This window comes from Mycobacterium sp. (genome assembly GCF_049608025.1).
GTDB lineage: Bacteria > Actinomycetota > Actinomycetes > Mycobacteriales > Mycobacteriaceae > Mycobacterium.
The window spans coordinates 56661-72899 of sequence record NZ_JBMYXC010000005.1 but is presented as its reverse complement, the minus strand read 5'-3'; the positions used below and the strand labels follow the sequence as shown (position 1 = coordinate 72899).

The 16239-nt window shown below is 65.6% G+C and carries 14 protein-coding genes; 7 read left to right on the top strand and 7 right to left on the bottom strand.

Features of this window, described 5'->3' with window-relative positions:
* Window position 1 precedes the first annotated feature (1 nt).
* From ACPGXI_RS03210 to secG, 5 genes are all read left to right on the top strand, one after another.
* Entirely contained in the window at window positions 2-748 is a 747-nt protein-coding gene (locus ACPGXI_RS03210; protein WP_526649728.1) for an ABC transporter substrate-binding protein, read from the top strand.
* A 160-nt stretch (window positions 749-908) separates the two neighbouring features.
* On the top strand, window positions 909-1928 hold the full coding sequence (gene gap / locus ACPGXI_RS03205) for a type I glyceraldehyde-3-phosphate dehydrogenase (protein WP_526649727.1): 1020 nt from the start codon (window positions 909-911) through the stop codon (window positions 1926-1928).
* Window positions 1929-1933: 5 nt separating this feature from the next.
* Window positions 1934-3184: a phosphoglycerate kinase gene (locus tag ACPGXI_RS03200; RefSeq protein WP_526649725.1), complete on the top strand. Its 1251-nt coding sequence runs from the start codon at window positions 1934-1936 to the stop codon at window positions 3182-3184.
* 22 nt (window positions 3185-3206) lie between these two features.
* Entirely contained in the window at window positions 3207-3992 is a 786-nt protein-coding gene (tpiA, locus tag ACPGXI_RS03195) for a triose-phosphate isomerase (RefSeq protein WP_526649723.1), read from the top strand.
* Window positions 3993-4029: 37 nt separating this feature from the next.
* Window positions 4030-4263, top strand: coding sequence for a preprotein translocase subunit SecG (gene secG / locus ACPGXI_RS03190; protein ID WP_526649721.1), 234 nt, complete (start codon window positions 4030-4032; stop codon window positions 4261-4263).
* A gap of 15 nt (window positions 4264-4278) precedes the next feature.
* Here secG and ACPGXI_RS03185 read toward each other — a convergent pair whose 3' ends face one another.
* Entirely contained in the window at window positions 4279-5946 is a 1668-nt protein-coding gene (locus ACPGXI_RS03185) for an amidohydrolase (protein WP_526649719.1), read from the bottom strand.
* 63 nt (window positions 5947-6009) lie between these two features.
* On the opposite strand from ACPGXI_RS03185, the gene ppc reads away from it, so the two are divergent.
* Window positions 6010-8829 carry a phosphoenolpyruvate carboxylase gene (gene ppc / locus ACPGXI_RS03180; RefSeq protein ID WP_526649717.1) on the top strand — a complete coding sequence of 940 codons (2820 nt, stop codon included), beginning with the start codon at window positions 6010-6012 and terminating at the stop codon, window positions 8827-8829.
* Window positions 8830-8853: 24 nt separating this feature from the next.
* On the opposite strand, the gene ACPGXI_RS03175 is transcribed toward ppc, so the two are convergent.
* Window positions 8854-9228 carry an ATPase gene (locus tag ACPGXI_RS03175; protein WP_526649715.1) on the bottom strand — a complete coding sequence of 125 codons (375 nt, stop codon included), beginning with the start codon at window positions 9226-9228 and terminating at the stop codon, window positions 8854-8856.
* 160 nt (window positions 9229-9388) lie between these two features.
* Here ACPGXI_RS03175 and ACPGXI_RS03170 point away from each other — a divergent pair, with 160 nt between their 5' ends.
* Window positions 9389-9601: a hypothetical protein gene (locus ACPGXI_RS03170; protein ID WP_526649713.1), complete on the top strand. Its 213-nt coding sequence runs from the start codon at window positions 9389-9391 to the stop codon at window positions 9599-9601.
* A gap of 21 nt (window positions 9602-9622) precedes the next feature.
* On the opposite strand, the gene pgl is transcribed toward ACPGXI_RS03170, so the two are convergent.
* Genes pgl through tkt form a run of 5 tightly spaced genes read right to left on the bottom strand, consistent with a single transcriptional unit; the run spans window position 9623 to window position 16086 of the window.
* Window positions 9623-10366 carry a 6-phosphogluconolactonase gene (gene pgl, locus ACPGXI_RS03165; protein WP_526649711.1) on the bottom strand — a complete coding sequence of 248 codons (744 nt, stop codon included), beginning with the start codon at window positions 10364-10366 and terminating at the stop codon, window positions 9623-9625.
* The gene (gene opcA, locus ACPGXI_RS03160) at window positions 10363-11274 is read right to left on the bottom strand and encodes a glucose-6-phosphate dehydrogenase assembly protein OpcA (RefSeq protein ID WP_526649812.1); all 912 of its coding nucleotides are present in this window, start codon (window positions 11272-11274) and stop codon (window positions 10363-10365) included. The genes pgl and opcA overlap by 4 nt, the downstream gene beginning before the upstream one ends.
* Window positions 11274-12815 (bottom strand): glucose-6-phosphate dehydrogenase, encoded by a 1542-nt coding sequence (gene zwf, locus ACPGXI_RS03155; RefSeq protein ID WP_526649709.1) that lies wholly within the window; start codon window positions 12813-12815, stop codon window positions 11274-11276. Before zwf ends, opcA begins: the two co-directional genes overlap by 1 nt.
* A 10-nt stretch (window positions 12816-12825) precedes the next feature.
* Window positions 12826-13944 carry a transaldolase gene (tal, locus tag ACPGXI_RS03150; RefSeq protein WP_526649707.1) on the bottom strand — a complete coding sequence of 373 codons (1119 nt, stop codon included), beginning with the start codon at window positions 13942-13944 and terminating at the stop codon, window positions 12826-12828.
* Between the two features lie 18 nt (window positions 13945-13962).
* Window positions 13963-16086: a transketolase gene (gene tkt / locus ACPGXI_RS03145; protein WP_526649705.1), complete on the bottom strand. Its 2124-nt coding sequence runs from the start codon at window positions 16084-16086 to the stop codon at window positions 13963-13965.
* Window positions 16087-16239: the final 153 nt, after the last annotated feature.

Below are 16239 nucleotides of genomic sequence, written 5' to 3'. Positions count from 1 at the left end.
CGTGGAGGCCGGCCTCACAGTGGGGGCGGCCTACCCGGACCCGCCCTTCAATGCGATGCCGGGCGACACCGGCCTCGACATTGAGCTGATGACCGAACTTGCCGGTGCGCTCGGCGAGTCCGTCGAGTTCGTGGCGTACCGGGGTATCGAGGGATCCGGCTGCGGGGATTTGGACGGAATCTTCGATCGACTCGGCGCCGGCGGCTATGACTGCGTCGCCACGGGCGCGACCGTGACACCGGGCCGCCGGCGCAAGGCGGAGTTCCTTGCGCCGTACCTGATCTCTGGGCAGGCGCTGGCCGTCGACACCGGTCGGCGGCCGCACCTGCACGGCGTCGACGATTTGGCGGGTCTGACCCTCGGTGTGCAGCGCGGCCACACCGGTGAGCCGATCGCCGAGCGTCTTGTCGCCGAAGGCAAGGCCGCCAAGTTGCGCCGTTACGACCGCGGCGCCTTGGGCGCGGCGATCACCGACCTGAGCACCGGCGACTGTGATGCCGTGATGGCGCTGGCTCCGGTGCTGACCGAGGCGGTGAAGAAAGTACAGCGCGTCAGCCCGGGTGTTCAGGTGGTGCAGCGCGGCCTTTCGGTGGAGCACATCGCGATCGCGGTGGCGCCGGGTGACCAGACCCTCGCCCGCCGACTCCGGGATGCTCAAGCCGAGCTGGAAGAGAACGGCACGTTGCAGCGAATCCGGCGCAAATGGCTGGGCAACCCCTACGTCGACCAGAGTTTGGGAGCGCTCTGAGGTCGGCTCGGGACAGGCCGCGCGCCGGGGTACCGCCAAGCACTAGGCTGGTTGACGAGCAGTTCGCTGATCGCATCAACAAGATCGAACTCAGCAGTTGAACAGATACAGCAGTTGAACAGATATTGGGCAGTTGAGCAGATACAAGAAGGAGAGACACGTGACGATCCGGGTAGGCGTGAACGGCTTCGGCCGCATCGGACGCAATTTCTTTCGCGCGCTGGATGCGCAGCGAGCCGGGGGAAAGAACACCGACATCGAGATCGTGGCCGTCAATGACCTCACCGACAATGCCGCGCTGGCTCATCTGCTGAAGTTCGACTCGATCCTGGGCCGGCTGCCCTATGACGTCAGCCTCGAGGGCGACGACACCATCGTCGTCGGCGATATCAAGATCAAGGCGCTCGAGCACAAAGGGCCGCTGCCTGAGCTTCCGTGGGGAGACTTGGGGGTAGATGTCGTCGTCGAGTCCACCGGTATTTTCACTGACGCGCGGGCGCGCGGACACCTCGAGGCCGGCGCCAAGAAGGTCATCATCTCCGCGCCGGCCAAGGACGAGGACATCACGGTCGTGTTCGGCGTCAACGAGGACAAGTACGACGGCAGCCAGAACATCATCTCCAACGCGTCCTGCACCACCAACTGCCTGGGGCCGATGGCCAAGGTGCTCAACGACGAGTTCGGCATCGTCAGGGGATTGATGACCACCATCCACGCCTACACCCAGGACCAGAATCTGCAGGACGGTCCGCACAAGGATCTGCGCCGGGCGCGCGCCGCCGCACTCAACATCGTGCCCACCTCCACCGGCGCGGCCAAGGCCATCGGGCTGGTGATGCCCGAGCTCAAAGGCAAACTGGATGGTTACGCACTGCGGGTGCCGATCCCTACCGGTTCGGCAACCGACCTGACCGTAGAACTGGCCAAGCCCGGAACCGCCGAACAGATCAACGCCACGATGAAGGCCGCGGCCGAAGGCCCGCTCAAGGGCATCCTCAAGTATTACGATGCGCCGATCGTGTCCAGTGACATCGTCACCGACCCGCACAGCTCGATCTTCGACTCGGGACTGACGAAGGTCATCGACAACCAGGCCAAGGTCGTCTCCTGGTACGACAACGAGTGGGGCTACTCCAACCGCCTGGTCGACCTGGTCGGCCTGGTCGGCAAGTCGTTGTAAATCCGATGGCTTCGTCGTCCATCAAATCTCTCGATGACCTTCTGTCCGAGGGGGTTGCGGGGCGGGGCGTGCTGGTGCGCTCCGATCTCAACGTCCCCCTCGATGGCGATGGCAACATCACCGACCCGGGCCGGATCATCGCCTCGGCGCCGACGCTGAAGGCGCTGAGTGACGCCGGTGCCAAAGTTGTCGTGGCCGCACACCTGGGCCGACCCAAGGGCAAGCCGGACCCGAAATTATCCCTTGCCCCGGTGGCCGCGGCGCTGGGGAAGGAGCTGGGCCGTCACGTCCAACTGGCCGGTGGCCCCGATGGCTCGCCGGTGGGCAGTGACGCATTGGCCCGCGCCGAGGGCCTGACCGACGGCGACATCTTGCTGCTGGAGAACATCAGATTCGATGCCAGGGAGACCAGCAAGGATGACGCCGAGCGCGCCTCCCTGGCCGGCGAGCTCAGTGAACTCGTGGCCGCCCCGGACGGCGCAGCCGGCGCCTTTGTGTCGGACGGGTTCGGTGTGGTGCATCGAAAGCAGGCCTCGGTGTACGACGTCGCCGGATTGCTGCCGCACTACGCGGGCACGCTGGTGGCAACCGAGGTCAAGGTGCTGGAGCAGCTGACCGCCGCGGGTGAACGGCCCTACGCTGTGGTGCTGGGCGGATCGAAGGTCTCAGACAAGCTGGCTGTGATCGAGAAGCTGGCCACCAAGGCCGACAGCCTGGTGATCGGCGGCGGGATGTGCTTTACATTCCTTGCTGCACAGGGTTTTTCGGTGGGGAGCTCTCTTCTCGAAGAGGGCATGATCGAGACCTGCCGCAAACTGCTCGATACCTATGGCGATGTTCTGCATCTGCCGGTCGACGTCGTGGTGGCGGAGAAGTTCTCGGCCGATTCGGCGCCGGAAACGGTGGCCGCCGATCAGATTCCCGACGACAAGATGGGTCTGGACGTGGGACCGGAATCGGTGAAGCGGTTCACCGCGCTGTTGTCCAACGCCAAGACGATCTTCTGGAACGGCCCCATGGGGGTCTTCGAGTTCCCCGCCTTCGCAGCCGGCACCAAGGGCGTTGCCGAAGCCATCATCTCGGCCACCGCCAAGGGTGCTTTCAGTGTGGTGGGCGGCGGGGACTCAGCAGCCGCCGTCCGTCAACTGGGCCTGCCCGAGGATGGGTTTTCGCACATTTCCACCGGAGGTGGTGCGTCGCTGGAATACCTTGAGGGCACCGAATTGCCCGGTATTCAAGTACTAGAGCAATCCTGACCTTCAGACCTAGGAGACCCTCGTGTCGCGCAAGCCGCTGATCGCTGGCAACTGGAAGATGAACCTCAATCACTTCGAGGCTATCGCTTTGGTGCAGAAGATCGCTTTCTCGTTGCCGGACAAATACTTCGACAAAGTCGACGTCACGGTGATCCCGCCGTTCACCGACCTGCGGAGCGTGCAGACCCTCATCGACGGAGACAAACTGCGGCTCACCTACGGAGCGCAGGACGTGTCCCAGCACGACTCGGGGGCCTATACCGGCGAGATCAGCGGCGCCTTTCTGGCGAAGCTCGGTTGCACGTTCGCCGTGGTGGGCCACTCGGAGCGGCGGACCTACCATGACGAGGGCGACGCCCTGGTCGCCGCGAAGGCGCTCGCCGCGCTCAAGCACGGGTTGACCCCGATCATCTGCATCGGCGAGCACCTTGATGTCCGCGAGGCCGGCAACCACGTCGAATACAACGTCAACCAACTGCGGGGCTCGCTGGCGGGGCTGTCGGCCGAACAAATCGGCAAATCGGTCATCGCCTACGAACCGGTATGGGCGATCGGTACCGGTCGCGTCGCCAGCGCCGCCGATGCGCAGGAGGTCTGTGAGGCGATCCGGAGCGAGTTGGGCAACCTCGCAACGCCCCAGATCGCCAACCGAGTGCGGGTGCTCTACGGCGGATCGGTCAATGCCAAGAACATCGGCGAGATAGCCGGTCAGTCAGACGTCGACGGCGCCCTGGTGGGCGGCGCGTCGCTGGACAGTGAGCAGTTCGCCACGCTGTCGGCGATCGCCGCCGGCGGGCCCCTGCCCTGAGTGGGACCGACCAGGCACAACCTGTAGTCTGGCGCCCATGCAATTAGGCCTGCAGATCGTCCTGGTCGCGACCAGTGTGCTGATCGTGCTCCTGGTTCTGCTGCATCGCGCCAAGGGCGGCGGCCTGTCCAGCCTGTTCGGTGGCGGCGTGCAATCCAGCTTGTCGGGCTCCACGGTGGTCGAAAAGAACCTGGACCGGTTGACACTGTTCGTCGTCGGTATCTGGGTCGTCTCCATCGTGGGCATGGCGCTGTCGATCAAGTACGGCTAAATCGCGCCGGCCAGGTCAGAGCGGAAACCACCGACCGTCGTAGACGGTACCCAGCACCGGGATCTCGTTGAGCCGTTCAGGGTCGACGGCATACGGATCGGCCCCGAGTGCAGTGAAGTTGGCCAGCTTTCCCGGGGTGATGGTGCCTAGCTCGTCCTCCATCCGCCAGGAGTAGGCGGCCTCGATCGTGACCGCCCGCAGGGCGTCATGGACGGAGATGCGGTGCTCAGGACCCGCGACGCGACCACTGGGGGTGATGCGGTTGACCCCGCACCAGGCCAGCGTCAGCGGAGCGGCGGGACCCATCGGCAGGTCGGAATGAAACGACAGCGGGATGCCGCGCCGCAGCACCGACGCTGCGCGCACCATGGCGTCGGCACGCGAGGGGCCCAGACCATGCGCGGCGTACTTGTCGGCGAAGCCGACGGGGTAGTAGGGGTTGGCCGAGACGATAGCGCCCACCGCGGCGATGCGGTCGATCTGTTCCTCGGTCGAATTGGCGAAATGCACGATGACAGATCGATGATCGACGCGCGGGTGCTCGGCCATGCAGCCCTCGATGGTGTCGAGCACCAGATCCAGCGCTGCGTCACCGTTGACGTGAATGTGCAACTGCCAGCCGGCATTCCAGTACACGCGGGCGAACGCACGGAAGGTGTCCGGCTGCATCATCCATTCGCCGTGATGGCAGAGATCGGGATGACCGTGGTCATCGAGGTAGGGCTCCCGCATCTGCATGAGCTGACTGATGATCGCGCCGTCGGCGAACAATTTCACCTGTTTGGGAAGCAGCCGAACCTTACCTTCGCAGGCGCCCGCGACCTGGCGCTCGGCATCGGCAACCGCATCCTCGGGAGCCATCCCGGAATCGGCCTGGCTGCGTGCGTCGACGAGGAACGTCGATGTCATCGGCGTCTCGGCGGCACCGAGGATGTCCTGGTAGAGCTGCCACGGTTCGATTCCCCACATGATGCCCGGCTCGTTGAACGCAGTGACACCATTGCGCCGTAGATAGGCGACCATCTGGCGCAGGCCCGCCGCAATCCGCTCCTCGGTCATGAAGTGTGGCGCCAGAGCGGGAAACAACAGGTTCATGCCGGATTCCCACCAGTGCCCGGATTCGATGTCGACCATCGCGCTCGCCGCCCCGTGCCCGGCCATCGCGTCCGCCGTGATCCCCAGGGCGGCGATGGCCGCTGAGTTCAGGAACCATTCGTGACAGCTGCGCTGCCACACCGCGATCGGGCGGCTCCGGCTGATCCCGTCCAGTACAGAGCGGTCGAGGTGCCCGTGCCACAGCTTGTGATATCCCCAACTGAACAGCCACTCGTCGGTGCCAGTCATCGCCTGCTCGACATCGCGCAGCCGGTGTCGGTACTCGTCCTGGGTGGTTGCAGCAGGACACATCCGGCCCGGCAGATCCCAGTCCTCGGTGGCGATCACGTCGGTGACCAGCGTGCTCGCTCCCAGAACCGGGTGCAGGTGCTGATCGATGAGTCCGGGGAGTACCACGGCGCCGGCGAGGCTGGTGTCAACTCGCACCTCAGGCAGGCTTGCCAGTTCGTCGGCGTCTCCGACGGCGGTGATGCGATTGCCGGTAACCAGCACCGCCGTCGCGTCGGCGCAGGCCGGATCCATCGTGATCACCTTGTGGGCGGGGAAGACGGTGGCGGTATCGGTCACCGTCCCATCGTGCCTGACCGGCCTCGTCGTGCGGGCCGGACTGGCACGCCGGATAATCGAGCAATGGCCCAGCCTTCCCTGCCCACGCCCGACGCTGCCCTCGATCCGATCGGGGCGGTACACCGCACCAAGGTCGGCCGAGAAGCCACCGAACCCATGCGAGAAGACATTCGTCTACTCGGAGCGATCCTGGGCGAGACGGTGCGGGAGCAGAACGGCGATACGGTGTTCGAACTCGTCGAACGCGCCCGGGTGGAGTCGTTTCGGGTGCGTCGCTCGGAGATCGACCGCGCCGAATTGGCCACGTTGTTCGACGGAGTCGACATTCACCAGGCCATCCCCGTCATCCGCGCCTTCACCCATTTCGCGCTACTGGCCAACGTCGCCGAAGACATCCACCGCGAGCGTCGCCGGGCTGTCCACGAGGGCTCAGGCGCGCCACCCCAGGACAGCAGCCTGGCCGCCACCTACGTGAAACTCGACGCCGCGGAGCTGGATTCGGACGCCGTCACCGATGCCCTTGTCGGCGCCTTGGTCGCACCGGTCATCACTGCCCATCCCACCGAAACCCGGCGGCGCACGGTGTTTGACACCCAGCACCGCATCACCGAGTTGATGCGTCTTCGGTTGCACGGCCACGACAAAACCGAGGACGGCCGCGACGTCGAGCGCGAGTTGCGCCGCCACATCCTGACGCTGTGGCAGACCGCGTTGATCCGGCTGTCCCGGCTCAAGATTCAGGACGAGATCGAAACGGGCCTGCGCTACTACCCGGCGGCGTTCTTCGACGTGATCCCGCAAGTGAATGCTGAGGTCCGGGCAGCTTTCCAGGCACGCTGGCCGGGTGCGGGACTGTTGGATGAGCCGATCCTGCGCCCCGGATCGTGGATCGGTGGGGATCGCGACGGTAATCCCAATGTGACCGCCGACGTCGTCAGATTGGCGACCGGACGTGCCGCATACACCGCATTCGCGCACTACTTCGTCGAGCTCAGAACGCTGGCAGAGGAGCTGTCGATGTCGCTGCGGCTGGTGCACGTCAGCGATGAGCTGGCGGAACTGGCCGAAGCATGCCACGAACCCGCCCGCGCCGACGAGCCCTACCGCCGGGCGCTGCGGGTGATCCACGCCCGGTTGTCCGCAACCGCCGAGCGGATCCTCGACCAGCAACCCGAACACGAAATCGACCTCGGCATGGAGCCCTACGTGACCCCCGGTGAACTGCTGGCCGATCTCGATTCCGTCGACGCTTCGCTTCGGCACAACGGGAGCGCGGTGCTGGCCGATGACCGACTGGCAAGGCTACGAGAAGCGGTGCGCGTCTTCGGGTTCCATCTGTCGGGTCTTGATCTGCGGCAGAACTCTGATGTCCATGAAGAAGTGGTCACCGAGCTGCTGGCGTGGGCCGGGGTGCATGCCGACTACACCTCGCTGAGCGAACCGGAGCGGGTCTCCCTACTGGTCGGCGAGTTGGCTACCCGCCGGCCGTTGACCGGCCCGGATGCCGACCTCTCGGAGCTGGCCCGCAAGGAACTCGACATCGTCGCCGCGGCCGCGCGGGCCGTCCGAGTCTTCGGGCCCCAGGCGGTGCCGAACTACATCATCTCGATGTGCCAGTCGGTCTCGGACATGCTCGAAGCGGCCCTGCTGCTCAAGGAGGCCGGACTACTGGACGCGTCCGCTGGCCACCTCTACGCCCCCGTCGGGGTCGTTCCGTTGTTCGAGACCATTGACGACCTGCAGCGGGGGGCCTCGATTCTGGAAGAGGCGCTGGACCTCCCGTTGTACCGCGCGGTCGTCGCTGCGCGCGGCGACAGCCAGGAGGTGATGCTCGGCTATTCGGATTCCAACAAGGACGGTGGGTATCTGGCCGCGAACTGGGCGTTGTACCGCGCCGAGCTCGACCTGGTCGAGTCGGCCCGCACGACGGGCATCCGGCTGAGACTGTTCCACGGCCGCGGCGGCACCGTGGGTCGCGGCGGTGGCCCGAGCTACGACGCCATTCTCGCGCAGCCGCCCGGCGCGGTGCGGGGTTCCCTGCGGATCACCGAGCAGGGCGAAGTGATCGCGGCGAAGTACGCCGAGCCCAGGATCGCTCATCGCAACCTCGAGACGCTGCTGGCCGCGACCCTGGAAGCGACGCTTCTGGACACCGAAGGTCTCGGAGAGCTTTCCGGACGCGCCTACCAGGTCCTCGACGAGCTGGCGGCACGCGCGCAGCGGGCGTACGGAGAACTCGTCCACGAGACGCCGGGTTTCGTGGAGTACTTCAAGGCGTCGACGCCGGTCAGTGAGATCGGCGCCCTCAACATCGGTAGCCGGCCCACATCGCGCAAGCCGACCACTTCCATCTCCGACCTGCGAGCGATCCCGTGGGTGCTGGCCTGGAGCCAGTCGAGGGTGATGTTGCCGGGTTGGTACGGCACGGGAACGGCGTTCGAGGAGTGGATCGCCGACGGTCCCGAAACCGAGGAGGCCCGCCTGGAGGTCCTCCGGGACCTCTACCGGCGGTGGCCGTTCTTCGCGACCGTGCTGTCGAACATGGCGCAGGTTTTGGCCAAATCGGATCTGGGCCTGGCCGCGCACTATGCGGAACTGGTCGACGACGAAGCGCTGCGGCGGCGGGTGTTCGACATGATCGTCGACGAACATGAACGCACGATCCGCATGCACAAGCTGATCACCGAGCAGGACGACCTGTTGGCGGACAACCCGGCGCTGGCGAGGTCGGTGTTCAACCGGTTCCCGTACCTCGAGCCGCTCAACCATCTGCAGGTCGAGCTGTTGCGTCGCTACCGCTCGGGCGATGACGACGAACTCGTGCAGCGCGGAATCCTGTTGACCATGAGTGGATTGGCTACTGCTCTGCGCAACAGCGGGTAGCGCACGTCGGTGCGCGGTCCGGTGTTACAGCCCGGTCGTTCGGCGCAACCTGGTGACCGCTCCTCGAATCGCGTGATCGGTGGCCGTCAGCGGCGAGATCACTGATTCGCCGATGCCCACAATCCGTTCGACGCGGGAAACGATCCCTTCCAGGCGGTCGACCAAGCCGAGCAGCACCGGCGCCAACTCGTTGATGCTGCTGATGGTGTCGTTGAACCGCACCAGGGTGGCGTCGAGATTGGCCGTCGAGTTGTTGAGGTCTTGCAGTGTCTCGCTCAGGTTCTCGAGAATGGTGTCGACATGCTCGACGGTGACGTCGGCGTTCAGCGCCGCCTGCGCGAGCTTCCTTATTCGCTCACCGCCGGTCCGCACCGTTGCTCTGCCGGCCTTGTCTGTCATGTCGGCCAGTATGACGTGTGCCGCCGATGAGTCGGGTGTGTTCGCCCATCATGAGGTGGCCTAGCCCGGTCCCTTCCACGGTGGTGGTGGGACGCCGGCGTGCCGATGAACGTCATTGTTCTCGCGCCATCCAGCCCGGGCACCGCTACGAAGACAGTGCATGAACGCAATCCAGTTCCACGATCTGCTACTCACGCCGTTGGCCATGATGGCTATCGGAACCGTCATTGTGGTGCTGATGGCGCTCACCATGAACGCAGTGGTTAAGCGCGAACGGGCCATGATGGTCCGTGTCTCCCGCGACGCCAGCGCCAGGATGGGCTATATGAGGCGCTGGGGTCGGATCGAGCCCCCGTCGTCGACTTCTCGTTGAGCAGCCGCACGACCTTCGGAATCAGAGCCCCCCCGGCAGCTCGGCCGCGGCTTGCTCGTCGAGCAGCCACACGGTGGCCTCTCGGCCCACCGCGCCTGCTGCGGGGATGTCGACCGGGTCCGCGCCCGCGACCGCCGCGGCCACCGCGTGCGCCTTGGCGGCTCCGGAAACCACCAGCCACACCTCCCGGGATCGCTGAACCGCATTCAGCGTCAACGTTATTCGGCGCGGCGGTGGTTTGGGGGAGTTCGCCACGCCGACGACCAACCGTTCGGCTTCGCGCACGGCCGCGGTATGGGGGAACAACGAGTTGATGTGGCCCTCGCCGCCCATCCCCAGCAGGTGCACGTCGAACTCCGGCTCGGGTGCGTCGACAGTGGCGGCCAGCAGCTGGTCGTACCAGCGCGCGGCTGCGTCGAGGTCGTCACCGAACTCGCCGTCGCTGGCGGGCATTGCGTGCACGTTGGCATCTGGGATGTCGACGTGCCCCAGCAGTGCCTCGAAGGCTTGCTTGTCGTTTCGCTCGTCATCGTCTGAGGGCACGAACCGGTCATCGCCCCAGTACACGTGGACTTTCTCCCAGTCGACCTCGGCGCGGCGCTCACCGACCCGCTGGAGAAGCCCGATACCTGTGCCGCCGCCGGTCAGTACTATCGCCGCCTGGCCCCGCTCAGCGATGGCGTCGGCGATTGCGCCGACCAGGCGGTCTCCTGCGGCTGCGACTAACGCAGCAGTGTCGGAATAGGTTTCGACGATTGGTGTCACCGATACACGACCTCGGCAATTCCCTGCAGCGCCTCGTGGTAGATCTCGTCGGCATCGAGTCGACGCAACTCCTCGGCCAGGCACTCCGGAACATCGCGGCGCGCCAACGGAATCAGTGCCACCGGACGTGAGGTGCGACTCAGCGTCGCGGTCAGTCCCTCCTGTGGGCGGCTGAGCGTGACGGTCTCGCTGGCCCGATGCAACTCCACCTTGAGCGTGCCCACCGTGCGGGTGACGGTGCCTTCGATCTTGCTCGCCAGCCAGCCCGCCAGAATGTCGAGCGCGGGCTCGGCCTCCAGTCCGGAAACCAACGCCGATTCGATGGGTTCATGAGGTGGCTCGTCGATCGCCGAGGCCAAGAGAGCTCGCCAGTAGGTGATGCGACTCCACGCCACGTCGGTATCGCCTGCGGCGTAGCCGGGCAGCCGGTCCTTGAGCGCGGCCAGGGGGTCCGGGGCTCTGGTGGCATCGGTGATCCGCCGGATAGCCAGCCTGCCCAACCGGTCCTGCGCGGGCACCGCCGGGGCTGAGGTGGGCCACCACGCGACCACCGGAGTGTCGGGTAGTAGAAATGGCAACACCACACTGTCGGCGTGATCGGCGAGTTCGCCGTGCAGGCGCAGCACCACGACTTCGCCTGCGCCGGCATCTCGACCCACCCGGAGTTCGGCGTCCAGTCGGGCTTTCGACTTGCCGCGGTCGCCGGTCAGCGCGACGATCACTCGGCACGGGTGCTCACGGCTGGCGAGGTTGGCCGCCGCTATCGCACTGTCGAGTGTCTCTTCGCTGTCCGGCGCTATCACCAGCGTCAGCACCCGGCCCGAGGCCAGCGCCCCGCCTTGTTCTCGAAGACCGATGATCTTGGCGTTGATTTCATTGGTGGTCGTATCTGAAAGCTCGATGATCATTACGGCCGCCTCCATTCCCGCTGCACCCTGTGCACCATCTCCGACGCCGAGGGCGGGCCCCAGGTGCCGGCTGCGTACGGGTCGGGGCCGGCTCCGGCCTTGTCGTTTCGAGCCCAGTTCTCCAGGATTGGATCGAGTATCTCCCAGGACAATTCGACCTCGGCATCGACGGGGAACAAAGATGGCTCGCCGAGCAACACGTCGAGGATCAGGCGTTCGTAGGCTTCCGGGGAGTCCTCGGCGAATGCCGACCCATAGGAGAAGTCCATGTTGACATCGCGGACTTCCATGGCGCTGCCGGGAACCTTGGAACCGAACCGCGTCGTGATTCCCTCGTCGGGTTGAATCCGCAGCACCAACGCGTTCTTGCCGAGTTCCTCGGTCATGCTGCTGTCGAACGGCAGGTGCGGGGCCCGCTTGAACACCAGCGCGACCTCAGTCACCCGGCGGGCCAGTCGTTTTCCGGTGCGGAGGAAGAACGGCACCCCCGCCCAGCGGCGAGTGTCGACTTCCAGGGTGATCGCTGCGAAAGTCTCGGTGCGGGAGTCTTTGGAAAAGCCCTGCTCGTCAAGCAGGCCGGGCACTTTGTCACTGCCCTGCCAGCCCGCGGTGTACTGGCCGCGGGCGGTGGTCAGATCCAACGGCTGCATCGGGCGGGTCGCCGAGAGAACCTTGATCTTCTCGGCCTGCAATTCGTGGGGGTTGAAACTGACCGGCTCTTCCATCGCTGTCAGCGCCAGCAACTGGATCAGGTGGTTCTGGATGACATCGCGCGCGGCGCCGATTCCGTCGTAATAGCCGGCCCGGCCGCCCAACCCGATGTCCTCGGCCATGGTGATCTGCACGTGGTCTACGTAGTGCGCGTTCCAGATGGGTTCGTAGAGTTCGTTGGCGAACCGCAGGGCCAGGATATTCTGCACGGTTTCCTTGCCGAGGTAATGATCGATGCGGAACACCGACTCCTCGGGAAACACCGTGTTGACCACGCTGTTGAGCTCACGCGCGCTGTCCAGATCGTGCCCGAACGGCTTCTCGATGACTACCCGACTCCAGCGACCCTCCTGCTGGCGGGCCAAACCCGACTTCTGCAGCTGTTCGCACACGACGGGGAACGCCTTGGGCGGAATCGACAGGTAGAACGCATGATTGCCGCCGGTGCCGCGTTCGGCGTCCAGCTTGCCCAGTGTCTCCGACAGTCGGCCGAAGGCCTCGTCGTCGTCAAATGTTCCCTGGACGAACCGGATTCCCTCGGCGAGTCTGTCCCACACCTCCTGGCGGAACGGTGTGCGGGCGTGTTGCTTTACCGCGTCGTAGACGACCTGGCCGAAATCCTCGTTCGCCCAATCCCGTCGCGCGAAACCCACGAGCGCGAAAGTCGGTGGTAGCAGTCCCCGGTTGGCCAGGTCGTAGATGGCCGGCATCAGCTTCTTGCGGGCAAGGTCACCCGTCACGCCGAAGATCACGACGCCGCACGGCCCCGCGATGCGGGGCATGCGCTTGTCGCGCTTGTCCCGCAGCGGGTTACACCACGATTCGGTCATTGCTGCGCGATCATCCCTTGGCACTGTCGAGCTGTCCCTGGGTAGCGTCCAGCAGCTCCTGCCAGGATTTCTCGAACTTTTCGACGCCTTCATCCTCGAGCACTGTGAACACGTCGGTCAATTCGATGCCGACCGAGGAGAGCTGGTCGAAGATCTCCTGGGATTGCGCGCCGCGGCCGGTGACGGTATCGCCGGTGATGACGCCGTGGTCGGCGACCGCGTCCATGGTCTTCTCCGGCATGGTGTTCACGGTGTGGGGGGCGACGAGCTCGGTGACGTAGAGCGTGTCGGAGTATTCCGGGTTCTTCACACCGGTGGACGCCCACAGCGGGCGTTGCACCCGGGCCCCGGCGGACTTCAGCGCACCGAAACGATCGCCGCCGCTGAACACTTCCTGGTAGGCGGCGTAGGCGAGCCGCGCGTTGGCCACCCCCGCCTTGCCCCGCAGTGAGAGCGCCTCCGGGCCGCCGATCTTCTCCAGCCGGTTGTCGATCTCGGTATCCACCCGCGAGACGAAGAACGATGCCACGGAATGGATTCGGGACAGGTCGTGGCCGGCGGCCGCAGCGGCCTCCAGCCCGGCCAGGTAGGCATCCATCACCGCTCGATGCCGCTGCACGGAGAAGATCAGCGTGACGTTGACCGAGATGCCCTCGGCGATCACTGCGGTGATCGCCGGCAGCCCGGCCAGGGTGGCGGGGATCTTGATCAGCAGGTTGGGCCGATCCACGATCTTCCACAGCTCGATGGCCTGCAGGATGGTCTTGTCGGTGTCGTGCGCCAGGCGCGGGTCTACCTCGATCGATACCCGTCCGTCGATGCCGTCGGACAGCTCGTACTGCTTGGCCAGCACATCGCAGGCGTTGCGGACGTCGTCGGTAGTCACCGTGCGGATCGTCGCGTCGACGTCAGCGCCCCGATCGGCGAGTTCGGTGACCTGCTCGTCGTACGCGTGGCCCTTGGACAGGGCGGCCTGGAAGATCGACGGGTTGGTGGTCACGCCCACGACGGATCTGGTGTCGATGAGCTGCTGTAGGTTCCCGGTCTGGAGCCGCTCCCGGGAGAGGTCGTCCAGCCATACCGACACACCCGCGGAGGACAGTGCGGCCAGGTTCGCGTTCTGGGTCATGTCTGCTTCCTTAATCTTCTAGAGCTCTGAGTTCGCCATCGAGCGTTGCGCGGCGGCCACCACTGCCTCGGGGGTGAAACCGAATTCGCGGAACAAGGTCTTGGCGTCGGCCGACGCACCGTAGTGCTCGATCGAGACGATCTCGCCGGCACCGCCGACGACTTTGTGCCAGCACTGCGCGATACCCGCCTCGACGGCCACCCGAGCCGAGATGCCCGGGGGAAGCACGCTGTCGCGGTACTCCTTGGGCTGGGATTCGAACCACTCGAGGCAGGGCATCGACACCACATGAGCCTTGATGTCCTTGTCCGCCAACAATTTCTTGGCTTCCACCGCCAGCTGAAGCTCAGAACCCGTCCCGATCAGGATGACGTCGGCATCCCCGCCGGCGTCGGGCGCCGAGCCGCCAAGTACCGGGCCGCCGAGTACATAGCCACCCCGGGCCACGCCCTCAGCGCTGGTGCCGTCGAGCACGGGTACCCCTTGGCGGGTCAAGATGAACCCGACAGGCCCGCTGCTGCTGCCGCGAGCCAGGATGGCGCGCCACGCGTGGGCGGTCTCGTTGGGATCGCCCGGCCGCACCACCGCGAGGTTCGGGATCGCCCGCAAGGCCGCGAGATGCTCGATGGGTTGATGGGTCGGCCCGTCCTCGCCCAAGCCGATCGAGTCGTGGGTCCAGATATAGATGGGGTCGATGTCCATCAGTGACGCCAACCGCACCGCGGGGCGCATGTAATCGGAGAACTGCAAGAAGGTGCCACCGAAGGCCCGGGTCGGTCCGTGTAGGACGACGCCCGACAGGATTGAGCCCATGGCATGTTCGCGAATGCCGAAGTGCAGCACCCTGCCGTACCAGTCCGCGGTGAAGTCAGCGGTGGAAATCGACGGTGGCCCGAAGGACTTCACGCCCTTGATGGTGGTGTTGTTGCTACCCGCCAGGTCGGCTGAGCCGCCCCACAACTCGGGCAGTTTCGGTGCGACGTCGTTGAGTACCTGACCGAACGCTGCCCGGGTGGCGACCGGCTTGGATCCCGGCTCCCAGTAGGTCAGGTCGGCGTCCCAGCCGTCGGGCAGTTCGTGGGCCAGCAGTCGTTCCAGCAGCGCCCGGCGTTCAGGTTCGCGCGCGGCCCATGCGTCAAAGCCGGTTTGCCACTCCTCGTGGGCTGCTGCGCCCCGCGCGACCAGCCCGCGGGTGTGGGCGATGACGTCGTCGCGGACCTCGAAGGACTGGTCGGGGTCAAAACCCAGCACTTTCTTGGTGGCCGCCACCTCCTCGACGCCCAGCGCCGAGCCGTGCACGCCGCCGGTATTCATCTTCGTCGGCGCGGGATAGCCGATGATGGTGCGTACCGCGATGAACGACGGTCTGTCGGTCACGGCACGCGCAGCCTCGATGGCCTGCTCCATCCCGACGACGTTCTCACCGCCCTCGATCTCCTGGACGTGCCATCCGTAGGCCCGATAGCGCGCCGCGACATCCTCCGACAGCGCGATGTTGGTGTCGTGCTCGATGGAGATCTGATTCTTGTCGTAGAACACGATGAGATTGCCGAGTTGCTGGGTGCCCGCCAGGGAGGACGCCTCGCTGGTGACGCCCTCTTCGATGTCCCCGTCCGAGGCGATCACGTAGATGTAGTGGTCGAAGGGGCTGGAGCCCGGGGCAGCGTCCGGGTCGAACAGGCCCCGCTCGTAGCGTGACGCCATCGCCATACCCACCGCCGAGGCCAGGCCCTGCCCCAACGGACCCGTGGTGATCTCCACGCCGTCGGTGTGGCGGAACTCGGGATGGCCGGGCGTCTTGGAGCCCCAGGTCCGCAATGCCTCGATGTCGGACAACTCCAGGCCGAAGCCACCGAGATAGAGCTGGATGTAGAGAGTCAGGCTGGAATGGCCGCACGACAACACGAAACGGTCGCGGCCCAGCCAGTGCACATCGGAGGGGTCGTGACGCATCTGCCGCTGAAACAGCGTGTATGCCAATGGAGCCAGGCTCATCGCCGTACCCGGGTGGCCGTTGCCGACCTTCTGTACCGCGTCGGCCGCCAGCACCCGCGCGGTGTCGACCGCCACCGAATCCAGCTCGGTCCAGTCGTCAGGATGGTTCGGTCGGGTCAGGGACGTGATCTCATCGAGTGTGGTCACGCAGGCGCGCTCCTTGGCTAGGCTAGGTAGGGCTTCAAACGATCCATCGGCATTCCGCACCAATACCCTAATGGGGGATGGTCGCCGGTTGCAGTAGTGCCAAGAAGTCGACCCTGCATTTACTTGTATGGGTCGCCGCGGTCTACCATCCTC

What these genes read in the sequence shown, in the direction of transcription:
- ACPGXI_RS03200 (WP_526649725.1), top strand. Translation starts at nt 1,934, where the DNA reads ATGGCTTCGTCGTCCATCAAATCTCTCGATGACCTTCTGTCCGAGGGG.
- secG (WP_526649721.1), top strand. Translation starts at nt 4,030, where the DNA reads ATGCAATTAGGCCTGCAGATCGTCCTGGTCGCGACCAGTGTGCTGATC.
- ppc (WP_526649717.1), top strand. Translation starts at nt 6,010, where the DNA reads ATGGCCCAGCCTTCCCTGCCCACGCCCGACGCTGCCCTCGATCCGATC.
- ACPGXI_RS03175 (WP_526649715.1), bottom strand. Translation starts at nt 9,228, where the DNA reads ATGACAGACAAGGCCGGCAGAGCAACGGTGCGGACCGGCGGTGAGCGA.
- ACPGXI_RS03170 (WP_526649713.1), top strand. Translation starts at nt 9,389, where the DNA reads ATGAACGCAATCCAGTTCCACGATCTGCTACTCACGCCGTTGGCCATG.
- opcA (WP_526649812.1), bottom strand. Translation starts at nt 11,274, where the DNA reads ATGATCATCGAGCTTTCAGATACGACCACCAATGAAATCAACGCCAAG.
- zwf (WP_526649709.1), bottom strand. Translation starts at nt 12,815, where the DNA reads ATGACCGAATCGTGGTGTAACCCGCTGCGGGACAAGCGCGACAAGCGC.
- tal (WP_526649707.1), bottom strand. Translation starts at nt 13,944, where the DNA reads ATGACCCAGAACGCGAACCTGGCCGCACTGTCCTCCGCGGGTGTGTCG.